At 66.5% G+C, this 17,957-nt stretch carries 18 protein-coding genes; 7 read left to right on the forward strand and 11 right to left on the reverse strand.

The genetic code is table 11. From position 1 onward, the window contains the following. The first annotated feature begins 180 nt into the window (after window positions 1-180). Together EV278_RS09790 and EV278_RS09795 are read left to right on the forward strand one after the other, a co-directional pair. Complete coding sequence (locus EV278_RS09790; protein ID WP_132090038.1) at window positions 181-3,030, forward strand: PAS domain-containing protein; 2,850 nt, start codon at window positions 181-183, stop codon at window positions 3,028-3,030. Continuing rightward, window positions 3,014-3,658 (forward strand): response regulator, encoded by a 645-nt coding sequence (locus EV278_RS09795; RefSeq protein ID WP_132090041.1) that lies wholly within the window; start codon window positions 3,014-3,016, stop codon window positions 3,656-3,658. The genes EV278_RS09790 and EV278_RS09795 overlap by 17 nt, the downstream gene beginning before the upstream one ends. Before the next feature lie 346 nt (window positions 3,659-4,004). Here the strand turns inward: EV278_RS09795 and ssb are convergent, their stop codons facing one another. The 11 genes from ssb to flbT all read right to left on the reverse strand — a co-directional run bounded on the left by ssb (window position 4,005) and on the right by flbT (window position 13,759). Beyond that, complete coding sequence (ssb, locus tag EV278_RS09805) at window positions 4,005-4,505, reverse strand: single-stranded DNA-binding protein (protein ID WP_132090043.1); 501 nt, start codon at window positions 4,503-4,505, stop codon at window positions 4,005-4,007. A 141-nt stretch (window positions 4,506-4,646) separates the two neighbouring features. Then, window positions 4,647-5,036, reverse strand: coding sequence for a hypothetical protein (locus EV278_RS09810; RefSeq protein WP_132090046.1), 390 nt, complete (start codon window positions 5,034-5,036; stop codon window positions 4,647-4,649). A 17-nt stretch (window positions 5,037-5,053) separates the two neighbouring features. Beyond that, on the reverse strand, window positions 5,054-5,722 hold the full coding sequence (locus EV278_RS09815) for a hypothetical protein (RefSeq protein ID WP_132090049.1): 669 nt from the start codon (window positions 5,720-5,722) through the stop codon (window positions 5,054-5,056). Window positions 5,723-5,810: 88 nt separating this feature from the next. Then, complete coding sequence (locus EV278_RS09820) at window positions 5,811-8,654, reverse strand: hypothetical protein (RefSeq protein ID WP_132090052.1); 2,844 nt, start codon at window positions 8,652-8,654, stop codon at window positions 5,811-5,813. A gap of 79 nt (window positions 8,655-8,733) precedes the next feature. Next, window positions 8,734-9,288, reverse strand: coding sequence for a UDP-4-amino-4,6-dideoxy-N-acetyl-beta-L-altrosamine N-acetyltransferase (pseH, locus tag EV278_RS09825; RefSeq protein ID WP_132090055.1), 555 nt, complete (start codon window positions 9,286-9,288; stop codon window positions 8,734-8,736). A gap of 59 nt (window positions 9,289-9,347) precedes the next feature. After that, window positions 9,348-10,187: a flagellin gene (locus EV278_RS09830; RefSeq protein ID WP_132090058.1), complete on the reverse strand. Its 840-nt coding sequence runs from the start codon at window positions 10,185-10,187 to the stop codon at window positions 9,348-9,350. 167 nt (window positions 10,188-10,354) lie between these two features. After that, the gene (locus tag EV278_RS24355) at window positions 10,355-10,705 is read right to left on the reverse strand and encodes a flagellar protein FlaG (RefSeq protein ID WP_243692147.1); all 351 of its coding nucleotides are present in this window, start codon (window positions 10,703-10,705) and stop codon (window positions 10,355-10,357) included. Between the two features lie 109 nt (window positions 10,706-10,814). Further along, entirely contained in the window at window positions 10,815-11,636 is an 822-nt protein-coding gene (locus EV278_RS09840; RefSeq protein ID WP_132090061.1) for a flagellin, read from the reverse strand. A 309-nt stretch (window positions 11,637-11,945) separates the two neighbouring features. Beyond that, window positions 11,946-12,767, reverse strand: a complete 822-nt coding sequence (locus EV278_RS09845) for a flagellin (protein WP_132090223.1) — start codon at window positions 12,765-12,767, stop codon at window positions 11,946-11,948. A 244-nt stretch (window positions 12,768-13,011) separates the two neighbouring features. Then, entirely contained in the window at window positions 13,012-13,374 is a 363-nt protein-coding gene (gene flaF, locus EV278_RS09850) for a flagellar biosynthesis regulator FlaF (protein ID WP_029589244.1), read from the reverse strand. Beyond that, window positions 13,364-13,759 (reverse strand): flagellar biosynthesis repressor FlbT, encoded by a 396-nt coding sequence (flbT, locus tag EV278_RS09855; protein ID WP_029589245.1) that lies wholly within the window; start codon window positions 13,757-13,759, stop codon window positions 13,364-13,366. Before flbT ends, flaF begins: the two co-directional genes overlap by 11 nt. Before the next feature lie 182 nt (window positions 13,760-13,941). Between flbT and EV278_RS09860 the strand changes: the two genes are divergently transcribed. The 5 genes from EV278_RS09860 to EV278_RS23970 all read left to right on the forward strand — a co-directional run bounded on the left by EV278_RS09860 (window position 13,942) and on the right by EV278_RS23970 (window position 17,864). After that, a complete protein-coding gene (locus tag EV278_RS09860; RefSeq protein WP_132090226.1) occupies window positions 13,942-15,738 on the forward strand; it encodes a tetratricopeptide repeat protein in 1,797 nt (598 codons plus the stop codon). Between the two features lie 93 nt (window positions 15,739-15,831). After that, a complete protein-coding gene (locus tag EV278_RS09865) occupies window positions 15,832-16,551 on the forward strand; it encodes a glycosyltransferase family protein (RefSeq protein WP_132090064.1) in 720 nt (239 codons plus the stop codon). Continuing rightward, window positions 16,548-17,129, forward strand: a complete 582-nt coding sequence (gene pseH, locus EV278_RS09870) for a UDP-4-amino-4,6-dideoxy-N-acetyl-beta-L-altrosamine N-acetyltransferase (RefSeq protein WP_132090066.1) — start codon at window positions 16,548-16,550, stop codon at window positions 17,127-17,129. Before EV278_RS09865 ends, pseH (EV278_RS09870) begins: the two co-directional genes overlap by 4 nt. Before the next feature lie 91 nt (window positions 17,130-17,220). Beyond that, window positions 17,221-17,619, forward strand: coding sequence for a primosomal protein (locus EV278_RS09875; protein WP_132090068.1), 399 nt, complete (start codon window positions 17,221-17,223; stop codon window positions 17,617-17,619). 77 nt (window positions 17,620-17,696) lie between these two features. After that, window positions 17,697-17,864 (forward strand): hypothetical protein, encoded by a 168-nt coding sequence (locus EV278_RS23970; RefSeq protein WP_165916591.1) that lies wholly within the window; start codon window positions 17,697-17,699, stop codon window positions 17,862-17,864. Window positions 17,865-17,957 lie beyond the last annotated feature (93 nt).

Consider the following 17,957-nt stretch of genomic DNA (forward strand, 5'->3'; position numbering starts at 1 on the left):
CGGGCGCGCGCCTGACCAGAAGGCTCCGGGTCCGCGAAACCGCCTCATACAGGGTTGACCCTAGCCGATCGTCGAACGCGCCTAGACCTTGGTTGAGGTGGAAGCAGCGCCGGTATCACGCTAGGCTGCTGGCTGCGTCGGAGAGACAGGACGTCGGAGAGACAAGGCAAAGGGCTGCTCGTGGCACCTCCGCACGTCATGCCGCTGGCGACCGAGCGTTGGGCCCTGGAACAGCTCCCCCGCGACCTTGAACGCCTGAGCCGCCTGCCCGAGACCTGGAAAGGCCTGGATCCCACATCGATCGCCCAGAGCGTCCTTGAGACCCTGCTCGACATGCTCGCGCTGGACTTCGTCGGCCTGCGGTTCAACGACACGACCCACGTCTTCCTGCGCGTAACGCCCGATTTCGAGTCGATCTGCTCGCCCGAGCAGATCCGCGCGGCGCTGAACGGTTGGAGCGCCCCAGACGACACCGCGGAAGGACTCGACCTGGACGGCCAGCCGGTGAGGGTCGTGCGATGCCCGCTGGGCGTCAGCGCCGGCATTGGCGAGATTCTCGCCGGCTCCCGCCGCACCGACTTTCCGGACGGCCAGGAGCAGTCGAAGCTCAGGATCGCCGCCTCGCAAGCCAGCCTGGCCTGTCGGGAAATGCGCGAACTGAGCGATCGCCGGCCGCCGGAAGATCGGCGCGCCGGGCCGGCCACTGCTCAGGCGGTGGCGGAAAGCGAATGGCGCCTGCACCTGATCATCAACACCATCCCGGCCATGGCCTGGTCGACGACGCCCGACGGGCTCATCGACTTCTGCAACCAGAACTTCGTCGATTACGTCGGCTGGACCGCCGAGGAGATCAGCGGCCAAGGCTTCTGGCCGATCTTCCATCCCGACGACACCGCCCGGCTGCTGGCCGCCTGGCAGGAGATTCTGGCCACCAAGCAGCCGCGGGACGTCGAGGGGCGCATTCGGCGCGCCGACGGCGAATACCGCTGGTTCGTGTTGCGGCAAAACCCGCTGCTGGACGCCGACGGCGCCATCATCAAGTGGTATGGGGCCGGCGCGGACATCGAGGATCGCAAGCGCGCAGAGGCGGCGCTCGAGGAGGCCCGGTCAGCCCTGCTGGCCAGTGAGGAGAACCTCAACCTGATCATCAATTCGCTACCCGTACTGGTCTGGTCCGCCCGCCCGGACGGCAGCGCCGATTTCATAAACCAGAGCTGGCGCGACTATGCCGGCGAGCCAGCCGACAAGATCCTGGAGTGGGGCTTCCTCGACCTCTATCATCCCGACGACGTACCCGGGATGATGGAAATCTGGACCCGGGACGTGGCGCACAACGACCAGACCGCGCTCAAGGGACGCATCCGCGGGGCGGATGGCCAGTACCGCTGGTTCTACTTCGCGGGGCGCAAGCTGACCGACGCCCAAGGCCTGGTCCGTTGGTTCGGGTGCAATGTCGACATCGAAGACCTGATGCGGACCGAAGAGGCCCTCAAGGCCAGCGAAGCCGCGCTGCGCGACAACGAACGGCGGCTGGAGCACATCATCAACGCCGTTCCCGGCCTGGTCTGGTCGGCCGATGCGCACGGCGCCGTCACGTTCCTGAGCCAGCAGTACCTGGACTATATCGGCATGGACGCCGGGAGCGCCCTGGCCGGCGCCTGGCGCGACGCCGTTCACCCCGACGACGCCGGGGGGCTCTTCGAGACCTGGGCCGTCGCCTTGGCTCAGGGGCGCGCGAACGAGCATGAAGCACGCCTGCGGAGCGCCGATGGCGGCTATCGCTGGATGCTGTTTCGCGCGAGCCCGTACTTCGACGGCGCCGGGCGGATCGCCGAGTGGCTCGGCGTCAATATCGACATCGAGGACAGGAAGGAGGCGCAGGACGCCCTTGCCGCAAGCGAGGCGGCGCTACGGGACAGCGAACGTCAGCTTCAGCAAATCGTCTCCTCGATCCCGGGCCTGACCTGGTCGTCCGACGCGCGAGGCGCCACAACCTTCTGGAGCCAGCAATATCTCGACTATGCCGGCGCGCGGCTCGAAGACGTCCTGGGCTACAAGTTCGCCGACTACATCCATCCCGACGATCGCGACCACGTCATGGCCTTGTGGGCGGAGATCATCGCCGCGGGGACGCCCGGCGAGGCCGAGCTGCGCCTGCGCCGCGCCGACGGGGAGTATCGCTGGTTCCTGATCCGCGCCTGCCCGTTCTTCGACGAGCATGGAAACCTAACCCAGTGGTTTGGGGTCAATGTCGACATTGAAAACCGCAAGCGGGCCGAAGAGGATCTGCGTCAGAGCCAAGGCGATCTGGCCCACGTCACGCGCATGACCACCATCGGCGAGTTGGCGGTGTCGATCGCCCATGAGGTCAATCAACCGCTGATGGCGGTGGTCACCAACGCCGGGGCGTGCCTGCGCTGGCTCGATGGCCCCCAGAGCGACATCGCCATGGCTCGCCAGGCCGCCGAACGGATCGTCCGGGACGGCCACCGGGCGGGCGACATCGTCACCAGCCTGCGCAATCTCGCGCGCAAGTCCTCGCCCCGCATGGAGCGCGTCCTCCTTGAGGCGGTGGTCCAGCCCGTCCTCGACCTGCTTGGCGGCGAGCTCAAACGCCACGGCGTCTCCGCACGGATCGATCTGGAGGACGGCGCGATCGCCATCCTGGGCGACACGACCCAACTGCAGCAGGTTATCCTCAACCTCACCATGAACGCGGTCGAAGCCATGGCCGGCGGGGCTGCGAGTCCCCGGCAACTGATCATCCACGCCAACGCGCGCGAGGGCGAAGCCCTGGTCACCGTGACGGATACCGGACCCGGGCTGGTCCTCGACGACACCAATCGCCTGTTCGAGGCCTTCTTCAGCACCAAGGCCCAAGGCATCGGGATGGGCCTGTCGATCTGTCGCTCGATCATCGAGGCCCATGGGGGCCGGATCTGGGCGGCCAACAACGGCGCGCGTGGCGGCGTCTTCAGTTTCACCCTGCCCTTGGCGGAAGGACACGGCGTTCATGTTTCCACACGCTAAGGACAGCGAGCCCTTCGTCGTCGTGATCGACGACGACGAAAGCGTGCGCGAAGCGCTGCGCGGGCTCTTCCAATCGGTCGGCCTGGTGACCGAAATCTACGCGTCGGTGCAGGATTTTCTCGATGGCGGCCAGCTCGACCGCGCGGGCTGCATCGTTCTCGACATCCGGCTTCCAGGCCGCAGCGGCCTGGAGTTCCAGGAGGCCCTGGCCCGGAGCGGTGCGGCCCACTCCGTCGTGCTGATCAGCGCCCATGTCGACGTTCAGATGGCGGTGCGAGCGATGAAGGCCGGCGCGATAGACGTCCTGACCAAGCCGGTCCGCGAGCAGGATCTCCTGGAGGCGGTGAACCGCGCCCTGGCCAAGGATCAACAGCGCCGAGGCGAGGCCAAGCTCAACCAGGCGCTGGCGACGCGCTACGCCACCCTGTCCGAACGCGAACGTCAGATCTTCGTGCTGGTCGCGGCCGGCCTGCTCAACAAGCAGATCGCCGAGCGCGCCGCCATCACCGAGGCGACCGTGAAACTCCACCGCAGCCAGGTGATGAAGAAGATGGAGGCCGAGTCCCTGCCCGATCTGGTGCGCATGGCCGACCGGCTGGCCAGGGTCGAGTCGAGCCCGAAGCTCTAAGCCAGTCGCCGGCCGGCGGCGAGCCCCGCCGCGACGCCCTCAGGCCTCGTCGAGAAAGCCGCGCAGCAGGGCGTTATGCTGGGCAGGCTTTTCGTTCACCGTCAGGTGTGAACCGCCGGCCATCACGGCCAGGCGCGCCTGGCCGGCGACGCCGTCGCGAAGGGTCTCGTGACAGTCGAGCGTGATCTCATCGAACTCGCCAGTGGTGTGAGCCGTTCATTTACGGTCGGTCCTGGTGGGTTTTACCCACGTCAGATCGACCAACTCAACTTGGGCAGATGCAATAAAAAAGTGACCGATTCCAATGGGATCGGCCACTTGTTTACAACATCGTTCCTGAGGAAAATTAGAACGGAATTTCGTCGTCCAGATCGGCCGAGAAGCTCTCGCGCGGACCGCTGGGCTGGCTGCGGGGCGCGCCGCCGCCGAAGTTGCCGCCACCGCCGGCGTAGCCTTCGTCATAGCCGCCGCCCGACGAGGCGCCGGCGTTGTCGCCGCGGCCGCCGAGCATGGTCAGTTCGCCGCGGAACTTCTGCAGCACGATCTCGGTGGAGTACTTCTCGACGCCCGAGGCGTCGGCCCATTTGCGGGTCTGGATCGCGCCCTCGATATAGACCGTCGAGCCCTTGCGCAGATAGCTTTCGGCCACTTTCACCAGGTTGTCGTTGAAGATCACCACCCGGTGCCATTCGGTCTTCTCCTTGCGCTCGCCCGAGGTGCGGTCGCGCCAGGTTTCCGAGGTGGCCAGGCGCAGGTTGGCGACGCGATCGCCCGAGCTGAGGGTGCGGATTTCGGGATCGGCCCCGAGATTGCCGACCAGAATGACCTTGTTGACGCTGCCCGCCATGGGGAAGATTCCTGTTCACGCCCGGCGACCCAACGCGCCGGCATCTGGTGCAGACGTTAACGGGTTCTTAAAGGCGAAAGCAAGCTTTGTTCTTCGAATGTTCCTGTGGAGCCCTGAGGTTATCCCCGGCTTTGCAGCGCCCTATTGCGGTGGCATCGCCCCGGGCACGGCCAGGCGACCGTCCCCCGTGCGGACCAGCGACATGAACCGGGCCCCCTCGTAGGTGTCGCCCAGATAGATGCCTTCCTTCTGCAGGAAGATGAACTTGCCCTGATAGGCGCCGGTCATTTCGCGATTGGGGCTGCCCAGACGCACGAAGCGCAGGCGCATCCCCTCCAGTTCGGCGGCGCAGAGTTCGAGGCTGGGCACATTCTGAGCCACCGGATTGAACTTCAGCGTGCCATCCTTCTGCTCGATCACGTGCAGGCAGACGCCGGCCTGGAACGGGGCCTTGGTCTGCTTCTCGCAGCCGGTCAGGCTGACGGCGGCGGTCGCGACGAGGAGCGAGAGGGCGACAACGGAAAGGCGCATGGCTTGAAGCTCTCTCTCTAGGCCGACGGGACGGAGCAGCCCGGTCCCAGGTCGATGATCGGTTGGAAGGTGCGGTTGTCGGACGAGGATTCGACCTTGCCCGGCACCAGGCGGATGGTCTCGTCGCCCCAGCGCCCGTAGGTGGCGCCGCCGGCCTTTTCGCACTTGCCGCTGGAGATCTGCTGGGCGCAGGCGTTGACGGTGATCTCGCCGGGCAGCTTGCGCCACTCGCCGCCGGCGTAACGCCAGCAGGCGGCCAGGGGCGTGCTGGAGACGGTCGGGGTCGAAATGGTCGGCGTCGCGGCGGGCGCCGGCACGGCGGGCGTCTCCACGGGCGGCAGCGGCGTCAGCACCAGGCCGGCCTGGTCGGCGGCGGCCAAAGCCCCGGTCTCGTCGACACCGACATCGAGAGCGCCGGTGGCCACGCCGTTCTTCTTGGCGCACTCGGCCAGGGTGGTCTCGCCGACGAACTGGCCGCCGACAAAGCAGCGCAGGGGGCGGTTGGCGTCGAGCTTGGTGTCGTCGGCCCTCCCCGTCTCGACGATCAGGCCCGCGCGCGAAGCCGGCGGGTCCTCGGTCGGCGACTTGGCGCCGTGCATCAGGGCCAGGGCGATGCCGAGGCCCGCGATCAGGGCCAGGGCCGCGCCGCCGCCCAGCAACACGCGTCGATCTTTGAGAAGTTCCATGATCCCTGGCTACGACGCGCCGATGACGCTTTCAAGTCCGGCCGCGAAGAAGGCTCGGGAGACCTTCGAAGGATGGCGCGGAAGCGCCCTAGCCGCCGCCGGTCAGGCGGTTCAGCGCGGCCTGGTAGTTGGCGATCTGGTTGGTCAGATAGGCCGGGACCGGGCCGTCGGCATGGCCGGAGGACGCGGTCGCGTCAGTCCGCTTCACGCCGTTGGCGGTGTCGGCCATCTCGCGATAGGCGGTGCGCACCGCCGACAGGGCCTTGGTCATGGCCGCCACGGCGGCCTTGCGGCCAACGTCGTCGGTGAGGTCCAGGCCGGTGTCCAGCGAGAAACCGTAGATCGGACCCTTGCCGTCAGATGATACGGTCTGGCCGTGGTCGGTCTTGGTGTTGCGCACGATGCCCGGCTTCAGTCCCAGAGACTCCAGCACGTCGGTGCCGCCCTTGCCGGGCAGGATCTCGACCGTCGAGGTGGTCTGGGACGGGCTGATCCGCAGGGTGCGATTGTTGCCGACGCTGCTGAACTCGACCTTGGCGGCGAAACCCGTTGCCTTGCGGATCTTGTCGGCCAGGGTGTCCAGGGTGTCGTCGGCGGCGATCTTGATCGTGGTCAGGGTTCCGCGCGCCCGGGTGCGGACCTGGAAGGTGTCCCCCGCCCGCGCCGAGGTCGCCGAGACGATCTTGTCGGTCTGGGTAAACTTCATCTCGCCGCGCGGGATGCCGAAGATGTCCAGCGCGCTGGAGCCGGAGGCGTCGACCGCGATCGAGGTGGCGGTGGCGTAGCCGTCCTTGCCGGTCAGTCGCTGCTCCCAGGTCGCCGCGCCGGTGGCGACGTCGATCTGGGCGACATAGCCGTCCTTGTCGCCGACGGTCGGCTGGCCCGCCAGGTCTTTGCCGGCCGATCCCACCAGCCAGGCCTGGCCGTTGGACACCGCCATGCCGGTGACCGTGTCGTCGCCCGTCCCGCCATAATAGGCCAGGGTGTCCTGGCTCTTGTCGGTCAGGTCCAGCGACATCCGGGCCACGAAGCCGTCGGAACCGCCGGAGGCCGCCTTGGTCTGGTTGTTGACGTCCAGGGCGCCGTTGGTGGTGGAGCCGCCAATGTAGAGCTGGCCGTTGTCGATCGTCAGGCCGGCGATGGCGCCGCCCTTCAGCGTGCCCAGATCGCGCGTGGCGCCGGTCGTGAACGTGGCCGCCTTGGTATAGGTGGTCGGTTCGGTGACCCAGACCTCCTTGTCGTTCAGGTAGGTGCGGTCCTCGGTCACGACGCTGGTCGTTACGTCGAAGCTGCGAAGCATCGCCTCGCTGCCTTCCTTGCTGGCGACCACCACCTGCCCGCCGTTGACGACGATGCCGGCGACCGTGTCGTCGTTCTCGCTGCCGAAGTGGGTGGTGAACAGCGCCTTGGGCGTACCGGAGATGTCGGTGGCGAAACCGGTCAGGTAGCTGTCGTAGCCCCCAGCCGTGGCGCCGGTGGCCGAGCCTGGAATGTCCGACTTGGTGCGGCCGCCCACATAGACGACGCCGTCGTCGCCGAAAGCCACGGCGGTGGCCTCGTCCTCCAGCATGCCGCCCCGGCGGACCGTCCAGGTCTCGTCGCCCTTGTCGTCGTAGAGGGTGACGAAACTGTCGGTGACCGTGCCGTCGGAATCGGAGTTGATCGGGCCGTTCGCGGCGCCGGAAAGGCCGCCGGCCACCGAACCGGCGATCGCCACCTGACCATCGTCGGAGATGGCCATGTTGTAGCCGGTGGCGGTGTTGGAGGCCCCCAGGGTGCGGGCGTAAAGCAGCTTGCCCGACGAGTCGTACTTCAGCAGGGCGACGTCCTGGTCGCCCTTGATGGTCTGGGTGCTGGTCGTGCCGTCGATGTCGGCCAGCACGTAGAGCGAGCCGTCCGGGCCCGTCATGGTCTTGTGGACCGTGCTGACCGTACCCTCGAGCGTGTCGGAAAACACCTTGGTGCCCGGCGTGACGCCCGCGCCGGGACCGTACTTGGTCAGGGTGTTCTCGATCACCGCGTCGTCGGTGGTCGTGTTCTTGTCCGGGTCCGGATTGCCCGCGGCGGTGGTGATGTAGACCGCCGGCTTCGGCGCCGGGGCCGAGAAGGTCAGGGTCTCGGTCAGGTCGCCTTTCACCTGCAGGGCGAAGTCGTCGCCGGTGGCCGGCAGCTTGACGGTCTGGCCGTTGACGGTGGTGGTGCGCTCCTCGCCCACGGTCCGGTTGACCGCGAACTGGGTGTCGAAGCCGGCGGCGGCCAGCTTGTCGTTGAAGAAGCTGACGACGTTGGCCATCGTCCGCGGCGTGGCGCCCATCTCCGACAGGTCCATGACCACGTCGGTGGAGACGCCGAACTTCTTGACATTCATCGTGAAGCTGACGGAGCCCTTGAAGGCGGGCACCTCGTCGTCGACCTGGCCGCTGTAGATCTTGTTGGTGACGTAGGTGTAGTTGCTCTTGGGCACGCCGACGGTCGACTTGTCGCTGGTCATGACCGCACCGGTCGTCAGGCGCATGCCGTCGGTGCTGAGGTTCTGGACATAGCTGTTGACCTCGTTCAGCCCTTTGCTGAACACCGCCTGCAACCGCTTGATCTCGCTGTCGGTGACGCCCTTCTCGTCCGAGCGATTGGCGATGGCCGACAGGGTGTTGAGCGCCTGGTAGGCGGCGAACAGCTTCTTGTAGTCGCCCGAGATCGTCGGGGCGGCGGCGACCGCCGCGCCCTCGTCGACGAACTTGCGACCGTTCAGGGCGGCCTTGACCAGATCGCTGGGCTCGGTCGCCTGCCCGGTCCAGGGCGCGCTAGGCACTGCCTTGGTAGTCGAGGAGGGCGAGGTGGAGGAACCGCTGGTCGAGGCGGTCGCGTTCGCGGCTAGGCCAGCGGTCTTGGCCTGATAGTAGCCGAGCAGCAGACTGGAATCGAAAGTGATCACAGCGGGTCCCAACGGGACGCGACGCCCCTTGATTCCAAGTGTCGGCGAGGAACGCTGACGTTTCGTTAAGACGTGTGAATCAGGCGGCGATCAGGTGAGCGTCGGTCAGCGAGCGCCGGACGTCGCCGCGCAACTCGCTCCACTCCTCGGCCAGAATGCCCAGCAGGACGACGTCGCGCGGCCGGCCGTCCTTGAGGACATGGCCGCGCAGATAGCCTTCGCGCCGGAAGCCTGAGGCCGCCTGGGCCTTCAGCGCCGCGTCGTTGTCGGCCATGACCTCGGCGAACACCTTGTGCAGACCCAGCTCGCCGAAGGCGCGGTCCAGGCCCAGCACCTGGGCGGCGCGCCCCACGCCCCGGCCCCGCGCCTCGGCCGAACCGAGGAACCAGTTCCATCCGGCCCGGCGGTGATGGCTGAGCAGGCCCGTCAGGGTCAGCAGGCCCGACGGTTCGCCCGAGCGGACGATCATCCAGCCGCGCATGTCGGGATCGGACCGCAGGGCCTGGAACCAGGCGGCGTGGGCCTCGCGGCTGGGAAAGGCCGCGTCGGACATCCACCGATCGACTTCCGGCTCGCCCCGCCATTGGAACAGGATCGCCTCATCGGCGTCCGTCAGATCGCGAAGCTCGATCATGCCGGGTCGATTCTCCCTAGTATCGTGCGGGAAAGTCTAGCCCGCCGAGGGCGTCAAGCCTAGCTGCCGCCGCTGAACAGCGACAGGATGATCTGCGGCGCCTGGTTGGCGATCGACAGGGCCTGGGCGCCCAGTTGCTGCTTGACCTGCAAGGCCTGCAGCCGCGCGCTTTCCTTGGCCATGTCGGCGTCGACCAGGTTGCCCACGCCGGTCTCGAGCACGTCGTTGAGCTTGGAGACGAAGGTGTTGTGGGCGTCGATCTGCTTGGCTTGCGACCCGATCGAGCCGACCGCCTGGTTCACGGCGGTCATCGTGGCGTCCAGGCGGGTCAGCACCGCCGCCGCCTGGGTCATGGTGCTGATGTTGTCGGTGGCCGTCAGGGTGTTGATCGTGCCGCCCAGCGACAGGTTCTGCAGGTTCAGCGTGATGACCGTCGCGGCGTCGGCGTCCGCCAGGAAGGTGATGTTGGTCGGCTCGCTGCCGTTGAGGATGTTGGCGCCGTCGAAGGTGGCGCTGTTGACCACCTGGGTCAGGTTCTTCAGCAGCCCCTGGAAGTCGGCGTTCAGGGCGGTGCGCGACGAGGTCGACAGCGAGGTGTCCTTGGCCGCGACCACCTTCTCGCGCATCTGGGTCAGCAGGTCGGAGACCGATTCACCGGCGGCCAGGGCCACGTCGGTGATCGAGGTCGCGCGATCGAGGCTCATCTTCACCGCGCTCAGGGCCGAGCGATCGGCGCGCTGGTCCTGGGCGATCGACCAGACGGCGGCGTTGTCCTTGGCGGTGGAGATCGCCAGACCGGTGTTGATGCGGGACTGCACGCCCGACATCTCGTCGTTGGTCTTGTTCAGATTTTGCAGGGCGATCAGCGCGGGCTGATTGGTGTTCACGCTCAGCGTCATCACGGTCTCCGAACGGCGGTTCTTGCCAGTGAGGCTCGGGACGCGATTCGGCGGCCGAGCAGGTCGGCCATGAAAGTGGGGCTGAGGGAGTAAGAATATGGTTAACGCACGTAAACCATGTTTCGCCTGCGACGCCAGGTCGCGGCGAGCACTGCGATGGCCAGCGCTCAGGTCAGGCCGTCGAAGACCTCGCCCGGGTCGTAGTGCTCGGCCTGCTTAAACCGCAGGACCTCCTCGCGTGGAAACTGTTGCAGGATGTCGCCGGTCCGACGGTCCACCGTCTTGTAGATATAGGTGCCGGTCTTGCTGTCCTGCTCGATCACCAGGCGCAGGTCTCCCGGCTGGGGCCCGTCGGCCGCCACGAACTTCTCCACGGGCGCGGGCTTTTCGGGCGCGGCTCCCCGGGTCGCGGAGGTAAAAACACCGCCTGCGGGATGACCCGGGACGGTCGAGACGGCGCCGACGACGGGCGTGGACGGCTCGGGCGGGATCGATGTCAACGCGACTTTGTTTTCCATGACTCCTATCGCGGCCGGTTCGCGGCGGCGCCTCTAGTGATCCCTCCCCTCGGGCGGAAGCCCGAGAGAAAGGCGGAGGCGGACTGCAAGCCCGCCTCCTTCTTCGTTCCTATCGGAACAGGCTGAGGATCGACGAGGTCGACTGGTTGGCGATGGACAGCGCCTGCACGCCCAGCTGCTGCTTGGTTTGCAGCGACTGCAGCTTGGCGCTTTCCTTGGCCAGGTCGGCATCGACCAGGTTGCCCACGCCGGCGTCGAGGCTGTCCTGCAGCTTGCCGACGAAGGTCAGGTGGGTGTCCAGGCCCGTCGAGCTGGTGCCCAGCGAGGCCAGCTTGTTGGTCGCCGTGCCCAGGGCGTTGCTGATGGTGGTGATCATCGTCTTGGCCGCGGCCGCGTTGGCGAAGGTCGAGCCGGTGGTCAGGCCCAAGCCGACCAGCGACAGGGTCTTGGCGTTGACGGTGAACTGGGTGCCGTCCGAGTTGGCCAGGAAGGCCAGCTTGGTGGTCGAGCCGTCGGCGATCGAGACGCCGTTGAACTTGGCGTTGGTGACGGCCTTGGTGATCTGGTCGCGCAGGCTGTTGAAGTCCGAGACCAGGGCGTTGAACGAAGCGGTGTTCAGCGAAGTGTCGGAAGCGGCCAGGGCCTTTTCCTTCATCTTGCCCAGCAGGTCGGTGACCGTGTCGCCGGCGGCCAGGGCCACGTCGATGGTCGACTGGCCGCGTTGCAGCGAGTCCTTCACGGCGTTCAGGGAATTGGCGGTGGTCGACTGGTTCTTGGCCATCGCCCAGATCGCGCCGTTGTCCTTGGCGTTACCGACCTTCTTGCCGGTGTTGATGCGCTGCTGGGTGACCTGAAGTTCGCTGTTGGTGGCGTTCAGGTTTTGCAGGGCGATCAGGGCGCCAGCGTTCGTGTTGATGCTATTCAGCGGCATCGCGACAGTTCCTATTCAAGGGTTCCGACGTCATTTTGACAGCCGGGAGCATTTTGCTCGGAGAACTAGGCAGCAAAGATCGGGCCAAAACTGCCCAGTAGGCAGAAATCGGCAACCCCTTGAACGGCTTGCATTATACTTTGATTTACCACGATTTTCCCCGGCAATATTTGCCCAGTGCGGGACCGGATGGGAAAAATCTGCCGGGCAAATTCAGGTTGAGTTCGGATAATCGACGAACGAAAAAAGAAATGCCGGACGGCCCGCAGGCCGTCCGGCTTTGATCGCTTCTTGAAGCCTAGTCGCCGATCACTTGAACAGCGAAAGGATCGACTGAGGCGTCTGGTTCGCGATCGACAGGGCCTGAACACCCAGTTGCTGCTTGGTCTGCAGCGATTGCAGCTTGGCGCTTTCCTTGGCCAGGTCCGCATCGACCAGGTTGCCGACACCCGCGTCCAGGCTGTCCTGCAGCTTACCCGTGAAGGTCAGGTGCATGTCCAGGCCCGTCGAGCTGGTGCCCAGGTTCGCCAACTTGTTCGTCGCCGTGGTCAGGGCCGTCGTGATCGTGGCGATCATCGTCTTGGCCGCGGCCGCGTTGGCGAAGGTCGACGTCGCCGTCAGACCCAGGCCGACCAGCGACAGGGTCTTGGCGTTCACCGTGTAGGCGACACCGTCCGAGTTGCTGAGGAACTGCAGCTTGGAGGTCGTGCCGTCCACGAGGCTGACGCCGTTGAATTGAGCGTTGGTGACAGCCTTGGTGATCTGGTCGCGCAGCGAGGTGAAGTCCGAGACCAGGGCGTTGAACGAAGCGGTGTTCAGCGAGGTGTCGGAAGCGGCCAGGGCCTTTTCCTTCATCTTGCCGAGCAGGTCGGTGATGGTGTCGCCAGCGGCAAGGCCCACATCGATCGTCGATTGTCCGCGCTGGAGCGAGTCCTTCACGGCGTTCAACGAGCTCGACGTCGCGCTTTGCATCTTAGCCATCGACCAGATCGCGCCGTTGTCCTTGGCGTTGGAGATCTTCTTGCCGGTGTTGATGCGTTGTTGGGTGCTTTGGAGCTCCGAGTTGGTGGCGTTCAGGTTTTGCAGCGCGATCATGGCGCCGGCATTGGTGTTGATCGAGTTCAGCATGATGGTTCTCGCCATTTTGGGAGGATTGCCCCGGCGTTTTGCCGGTCGGGCGTTTTGCCCGCAGAACCCATCGCAAGCGGCGGGCCAGTTGGCGCCGCCTTGGCGAAATTTCTAAAATTCTGATTTTATTCGATTTCTACGAGCCCAAAGCCGAATACGAGACCGCCCGGCGAATGCAGAATTCGCCGGGCGGCAGGTTTTTCCGGAAAGGTTTGCCGGAGGGGCGGAAGCGCCCTCCCCGCCTGGATCAGGCGGCGTCGGCGCGGCCCGCCAGGCCTTGCATGATCATGCGATTGATCTCGATCAGCGGCTCGAAATCCTCCTCCTTGCGCATGATGGCGCTGGAGTGGCGGCCAACCCAGAGGCTGAGCGAGATGATGCTGGCGCGCAGCTGCACCGGCAGGGTGTTCTCCGGCAATGAGCAGTCGGTCGCCAGGGCCGACCAGACGCGGCGGTTCCAGTCCAGGGCGTCGATGCGCGTAGCGATGTCGTCCGCCGGAGCCTCGGACGCCGCCATCAGCGCGCGCGTCACCTGACCGAACAGACGGTACTCCATCTCACGCGGGTTTTCGGTCCGCGTCGCCGTCTGCTGATAGGCCCTAAGAGACATGCCCCAACCTCTGATCTTCGTATTCGATTAGCTTACGGCTCAGCATGAGCGCCTTGTAGTACTCGCGCGCCATCACATGCTTGGAGATGGCGATGCAGTCGCTCAGCACGTCGGGATTGCGCACTACGCCCATGAATTCGGTCAGGCGGGTGGCGAACTCTTCGTACTGACGCTCGGCGGCGGACTCGTCCAGGTACATCATCATGACCGGGAAATAGATCCGGCGCGCCGGCGTGGTCGCCTCGTCAGGCTGCATGATGTCCTTCTCACGCAGCACCGAGGCCTTGTTCTGAAGCACCAGCACGCCGCGGCGGTCGCCATTCTGGACCACCGCGCCGTTCAGCACGAACTTCTCGCCGGGTTTCAGCGACAGCTTCAATGGCACAGGGCCGCTCCCTCTCGCATTGCTGTGTCGCCCCACCCGCCGAGATGACGGTTTCGAAGCAGAAGCTAGGCGGAGGCGGTTAACGTCCCCTTGCCAAGCCTGCGACCGTGGGACGCAGCTTAGGATACAATTAAGCATACTGACCCAGAGGATGACTCTCTCAAATCGCCAAGGCCTCAATGATGTCCCGCGTTCGCGACACCCAGATCTCGGCCAGCGCGCTGGCCATCGCCCAGGAGGCGGTCGCCCAGGCCGTTAACCTCGGCTTCAAGACGACGGCCGGCGACGCGGCCTCGGCCGAGGCCCTGGCGCGGCTGGACCGCCAGACCAACGAGGTCCGCAACCAGGAAACCGCCCGGCTGCTGGCCCGGTCCGTCCACGCCATGCAGAACCGCGACTTCGCCGAAGGCGAGAAGCTGGCGCTGAAGGCCCTGGAGCGGGACGACAAGCTGGGCGTGGCCTGGCACGTCCTGGGCATCGCCCGCGAGAAGATCGGCGATTTCGCCGGCTCGATGCGCTGCTACGAGGCGGCGCTCAAGCTGCTGCCCGACCACGGCGCGGTGGCCGGCGACCTGGGGCGCCTGGCGTTCCGCATGGACATGCCGGAAATCGCCGCCAAGTTCTTCATGCACTACATCAACGCCCGCCCGGGCGACCTGGAAGGCGTCAACAACCTGGCCTGCGCCCTGCGCGACCTCAACCGCTGCGACGAGGCCATCGAAGTCCTGCGCCCGGCGATCAACGACAATCCCGAACAGCCGCTGCTGTGGAACACCCTGGGCACGGTGATGTGCAGCCTGGGCGACGGCAGGACGGCGTTGACCTTCTTCGACGAGGCCCTGCGGCTGGCCCCGAACTTCGGCAAGGCCTACCACAACCGCGCCTACGCCAAGCTCGACCTGGGCGACGTCGCGGGGGCCCTGGCCGATTGCGACCTGGCCATCGCCGCGGTCGAATCGCCTGAGGATCTGGCGACCATGCAGTTCGGCCGGGCGACCATCCTGCTGGCCCTGGGCCGGGTCGAGGAAGGCTGGAAGGCCTACGAGGCCCGCTTCTCCAAGGATCTGGTCGAGGCCCCGCGCTTCACGATCGAGGCCTCCCGCTGGCGCCCGGGCATGGACCTGGCCGGCAAGTCGCTGATGATTTGCGCCGAACAGGGCCTGGGCGACGAGGTCATGTTCGCCAACATGCTGCCGGACGTGATCGAGGCCCTGGGCCCCGCCGGCAAGCTGACCCTGGCGGTCGAGCGACGGCTGGTCCCGCTGTTCAGGCGCTCGTTCCCCAAGGCCGACGTCTTCCCGCACAAGACCGTTTCCTACGAGGGCCGAGTCTATCGCGGGGCGCCCGAGATCGAGGACTGGAGCGGCGTCGACTTCTGGACCCCGATGGGCGACCTGCTGGAAACCTTCCGCCCCAGCGTGGCCGCGTTCCCCGACCGGCGGAACTTCCTTGAGGCTGATCCGGTTCGGGTGGCGCACTGGCGGCGGACGCTGGAGGACGCGCCCAAGGGTCCCAAGGTCGGGCTGCTGTGGAAGAGCCTGAAACTGACCGGCGAACGCGCCCGCCAGTTCTCGCCCTTCATGCTGTGGCGGCCGGTGCTGGAAACGCCGGGGATCACCTTCGTCAACCTGCAGTACGGCGACTGCGACGAGGAGATCGCCCTGGCCAAGGCGGAGTTCGGCGTCGACATCTGGCGGCCGCCTGGCATCGACCTGAAGCAGGACCTGGACGATGTCGCCGCCCTGTGCTGCGCCATGGACCTGATCGTCGGCTTCTCGAACGCCACCACCAACCTGGGCGGAGCCTGCGGGGCGCCGATCTGGATGCTGACCGGAGCCTCGTCCTGGACCCGCCTGGGCGCCCAGACCTGGCCCTGGTATCCGCAGACCCGCTGCTTCATCACGCCGGACTTCAACGACTGGACTCCGACCATGCAGGAGGTGGGCGCCGCCTTGCGCGAACGCTTCCCGGCCGGCTGATCCACAAGCTTCGCCAGATGCGCACCACATTTCGGCGGTAGACGAACGCCGGTGTTCGGGTTTCAAGATCCCGTCCCAATCTCGAGTACGCCCTTGCCGCTCGCCATCCTTCAAGCTCGCATGTCGTCGACCCGGCTGCCCGGCAAGGTCCTGGCCGACCTGGCCGGACAGCCGATGATCCTGAGGCAGATCGAGCGGCTCCAGCGCGCCACGCGGCTGAACCGGATCGTGGTGGCCACCTCGCACCAGGCCAGCGACGACCCGCTGGCCGTCTGCCTGATCGCCGCCGGCGTTCCGGTGTTTCGCGGGCCGCTGGACGACGTGCTGGCCCGCTATATCGGCGCGATGGAGGCCTTCGGACCGGTTCGCACGGTGGTGCGCCTGACCGCCGATTGCCCGCTCGCCGATCCCGACCTGATCGACCAGACCCTCGACCTTCATCAGCGTTCGGGCGCCGACTACACCTCCAACACCCCGGTCCGGCGCAGTTTCGCCAAGGGCCTGGACGTCGAGGTGTTCGAGGCCGTGGCGCTGAAGATCGCCGCCGACCAGACCGTTGATCCCTACGATCACGAACACGTCACGCCGTTCCTCTACCGCCACCCCAACCGCTTCAAGATCGCAGGCCTGGAACAGGCGGCGGACGAGGGCGAGGTGCGCTGGACGGTCGACCGGCCCGACGACCTGGACTTCGTCCGCGCGGTGTACGACGGACTCTACGCCGCCAATCCGGCCTTCACGTCCGACGATGTGCGCGCCTTCGTGCGGAGCCGGCCGGATCTGGCCGCCCTGGGGGGAGATCGCCGCGTATGACAACTCAGCCCGTGCATACCGTCGTCCTGCGCGACGTGACCGAATCCGACCGCAAGAGGCTACTGGACTGGCGCAACAGTCCCGACGTGGCCGCCTTCATGTATTCCGACCACCGGATCGGCCAGGCCGAGCACGACCGCTGGTTCGACGGCATGGCCGGCGACCGCCGCCGGCGCTACTGGCTGATAGAGGTCGACGGCGAGCCCGTGGGCCTGGCCAACCTGGCCGACATCGACGCCCGAAACCGCCGCTGCGCCTGGGCCTACTACCTGGCCAGCCCGTCCGTGCGCGGCCTGGGCGTCGGCTCCTACATCGAGTTCTGGGTCATCGAATACGTGTTCCGCATCCTGGGCTTCGACAAGCTGTGGTGCGAGGTGCTGCTGTCCAACGAGAGCGTCTGGAAGCTGCACGAGCGCTATGGGTTCCAGCGCGAGGCCCTGTTCCGCCACCACGTGATCAAGGACGGGGCGCCCGCCGACGTGGTGGGGCTGGGCCTGCTGGCCCAGGACTGGCCGGCCCGGCGCGAGGAGATGGCCCAGCGCCTGCTGGCCAAGGGCTACGCCCTTCCCTTCGCCTGACGGGCCGACGGAACAATCGCCGCGGACGACGGGTTGAATCGGCGACCGCGAGGGCGCGCCGCCCTCGCTCCTCGACTTCAGGGAGCCCGCCATGCCCGCCGACATCGACTATGACGACCAGGACGGCGCCGAGGCCCTGGACGAAACCAACCTGACCGACGATGGCGAGGACATCGCCAATTTCGACGAACTGGACGACGTCTACGACGTGACCCAGGCCGAGGGCGACGCGGACGAGGACGACGAGGACGACGAGGACGTCGACGACCTGCTCGACGATGAGGATCTCGAGGACATCGACGACGACCTCGAGGGCGAACGCGACGACGAGGGCCTGGACATCGAGCGCGAACCGCTGGACGCCATCGCCGGCGACGACGAGGATCCGGAGGATCTGGTGTCGGACGACGACGACAGCGCCGCGGACTTCGAGTCCACCGAACTGGCGGAGGACGACATCGAGTCCCTCGGCTACGCGAAGGAAAGCTGAGATCTTCAAGACCGGGCGATCCTCGGCGCCGCTGGATCCACCAGACGCCGGTCTCGCCAGGCGACAGGAGAGCGACCATGCCGCACGCGACGCCAGATCCCCGCACCGACGACTCGTCCGAACACCTCGACGATCAGCTTGAAGAGGGGCTGGAGGACAGCTTCCCGGCCAGCGATCCGCCATCGGTCGCCCGCCGCCACCGCAGGCCGGCGTCCGAGCCGCCGGAGCCGAGCGAGGAGGATTGACCACAAGCCGGCTTGATCCGGCCGACCGTTGGTCTGTAGGTTAGCCCCTGATTTGAACAACTGTTCGAGGCGCTCGCCGGAGTCGCCGTCAGG

Source organism: Caulobacter sp. BK020 (assembly GCF_004342605.1).
Classification (GTDB): domain Bacteria; phylum Pseudomonadota; class Alphaproteobacteria; order Caulobacterales; family Caulobacteraceae; genus Caulobacter.

Coding starts and splice junctions, on each gene's coding strand:
- pseH (WP_132090066.1), top strand. CDS start 16,548: ATGACAACTCAGCCCGTGCATACCGTCGTCCTGCGCGACGTGACCGAA.
- EV278_RS09815 (WP_132090049.1), bottom strand. CDS start 5,722: ATGGAACTTCTCAAAGATCGACGCGTGTTGCTGGGCGGCGGCGCGGCC.
- EV278_RS09840 (WP_132090061.1), bottom strand. CDS start 11,636: ATGCCGCTGAATAGCATCAACACGAACGCTGGCGCCCTGATCGCCCTG.
- pseH (WP_132090055.1), bottom strand. CDS start 9,288: ATGATCGAGCTTCGCGATCTGACGGACGCCGATGAGGCGATCCTGTTC.
- EV278_RS09830 (WP_132090058.1), bottom strand. CDS start 10,187: ATGACGCTGAGCGTGAACACCAATCAGCCCGCGCTGATCGCCCTGCAA.
- EV278_RS09860 (WP_132090226.1), top strand. CDS start 13,942: ATGTCCCGCGTTCGCGACACCCAGATCTCGGCCAGCGCGCTGGCCATC.
- EV278_RS09875 (WP_132090068.1), top strand. CDS start 17,221: ATGCCCGCCGACATCGACTATGACGACCAGGACGGCGCCGAGGCCCTG.
- EV278_RS09810 (WP_132090046.1), bottom strand. CDS start 5,036: ATGCGCCTTTCCGTTGTCGCCCTCTCGCTCCTCGTCGCGACCGCCGCC.
- EV278_RS23970 (WP_165916591.1), top strand. CDS start 17,697: ATGCCGCACGCGACGCCAGATCCCCGCACCGACGACTCGTCCGAACAC.
- EV278_RS09795 (WP_132090041.1), top strand. CDS start 3,014: ATGTTTCCACACGCTAAGGACAGCGAGCCCTTCGTCGTCGTGATCGAC.
- flaF (WP_029589244.1), bottom strand. CDS start 13,374: ATGTCTCTTAGGGCCTATCAGCAGACGGCGACGCGGACCGAAAACCCG.
- ssb (WP_132090043.1), bottom strand. CDS start 4,505: ATGGCGGGCAGCGTCAACAAGGTCATTCTGGTCGGCAATCTCGGGGCC.
- EV278_RS24355 (WP_243692147.1), bottom strand. CDS start 10,705: ATGGAAAACAAAGTCGCGTTGACATCGATCCCGCCCGAGCCGTCCACG.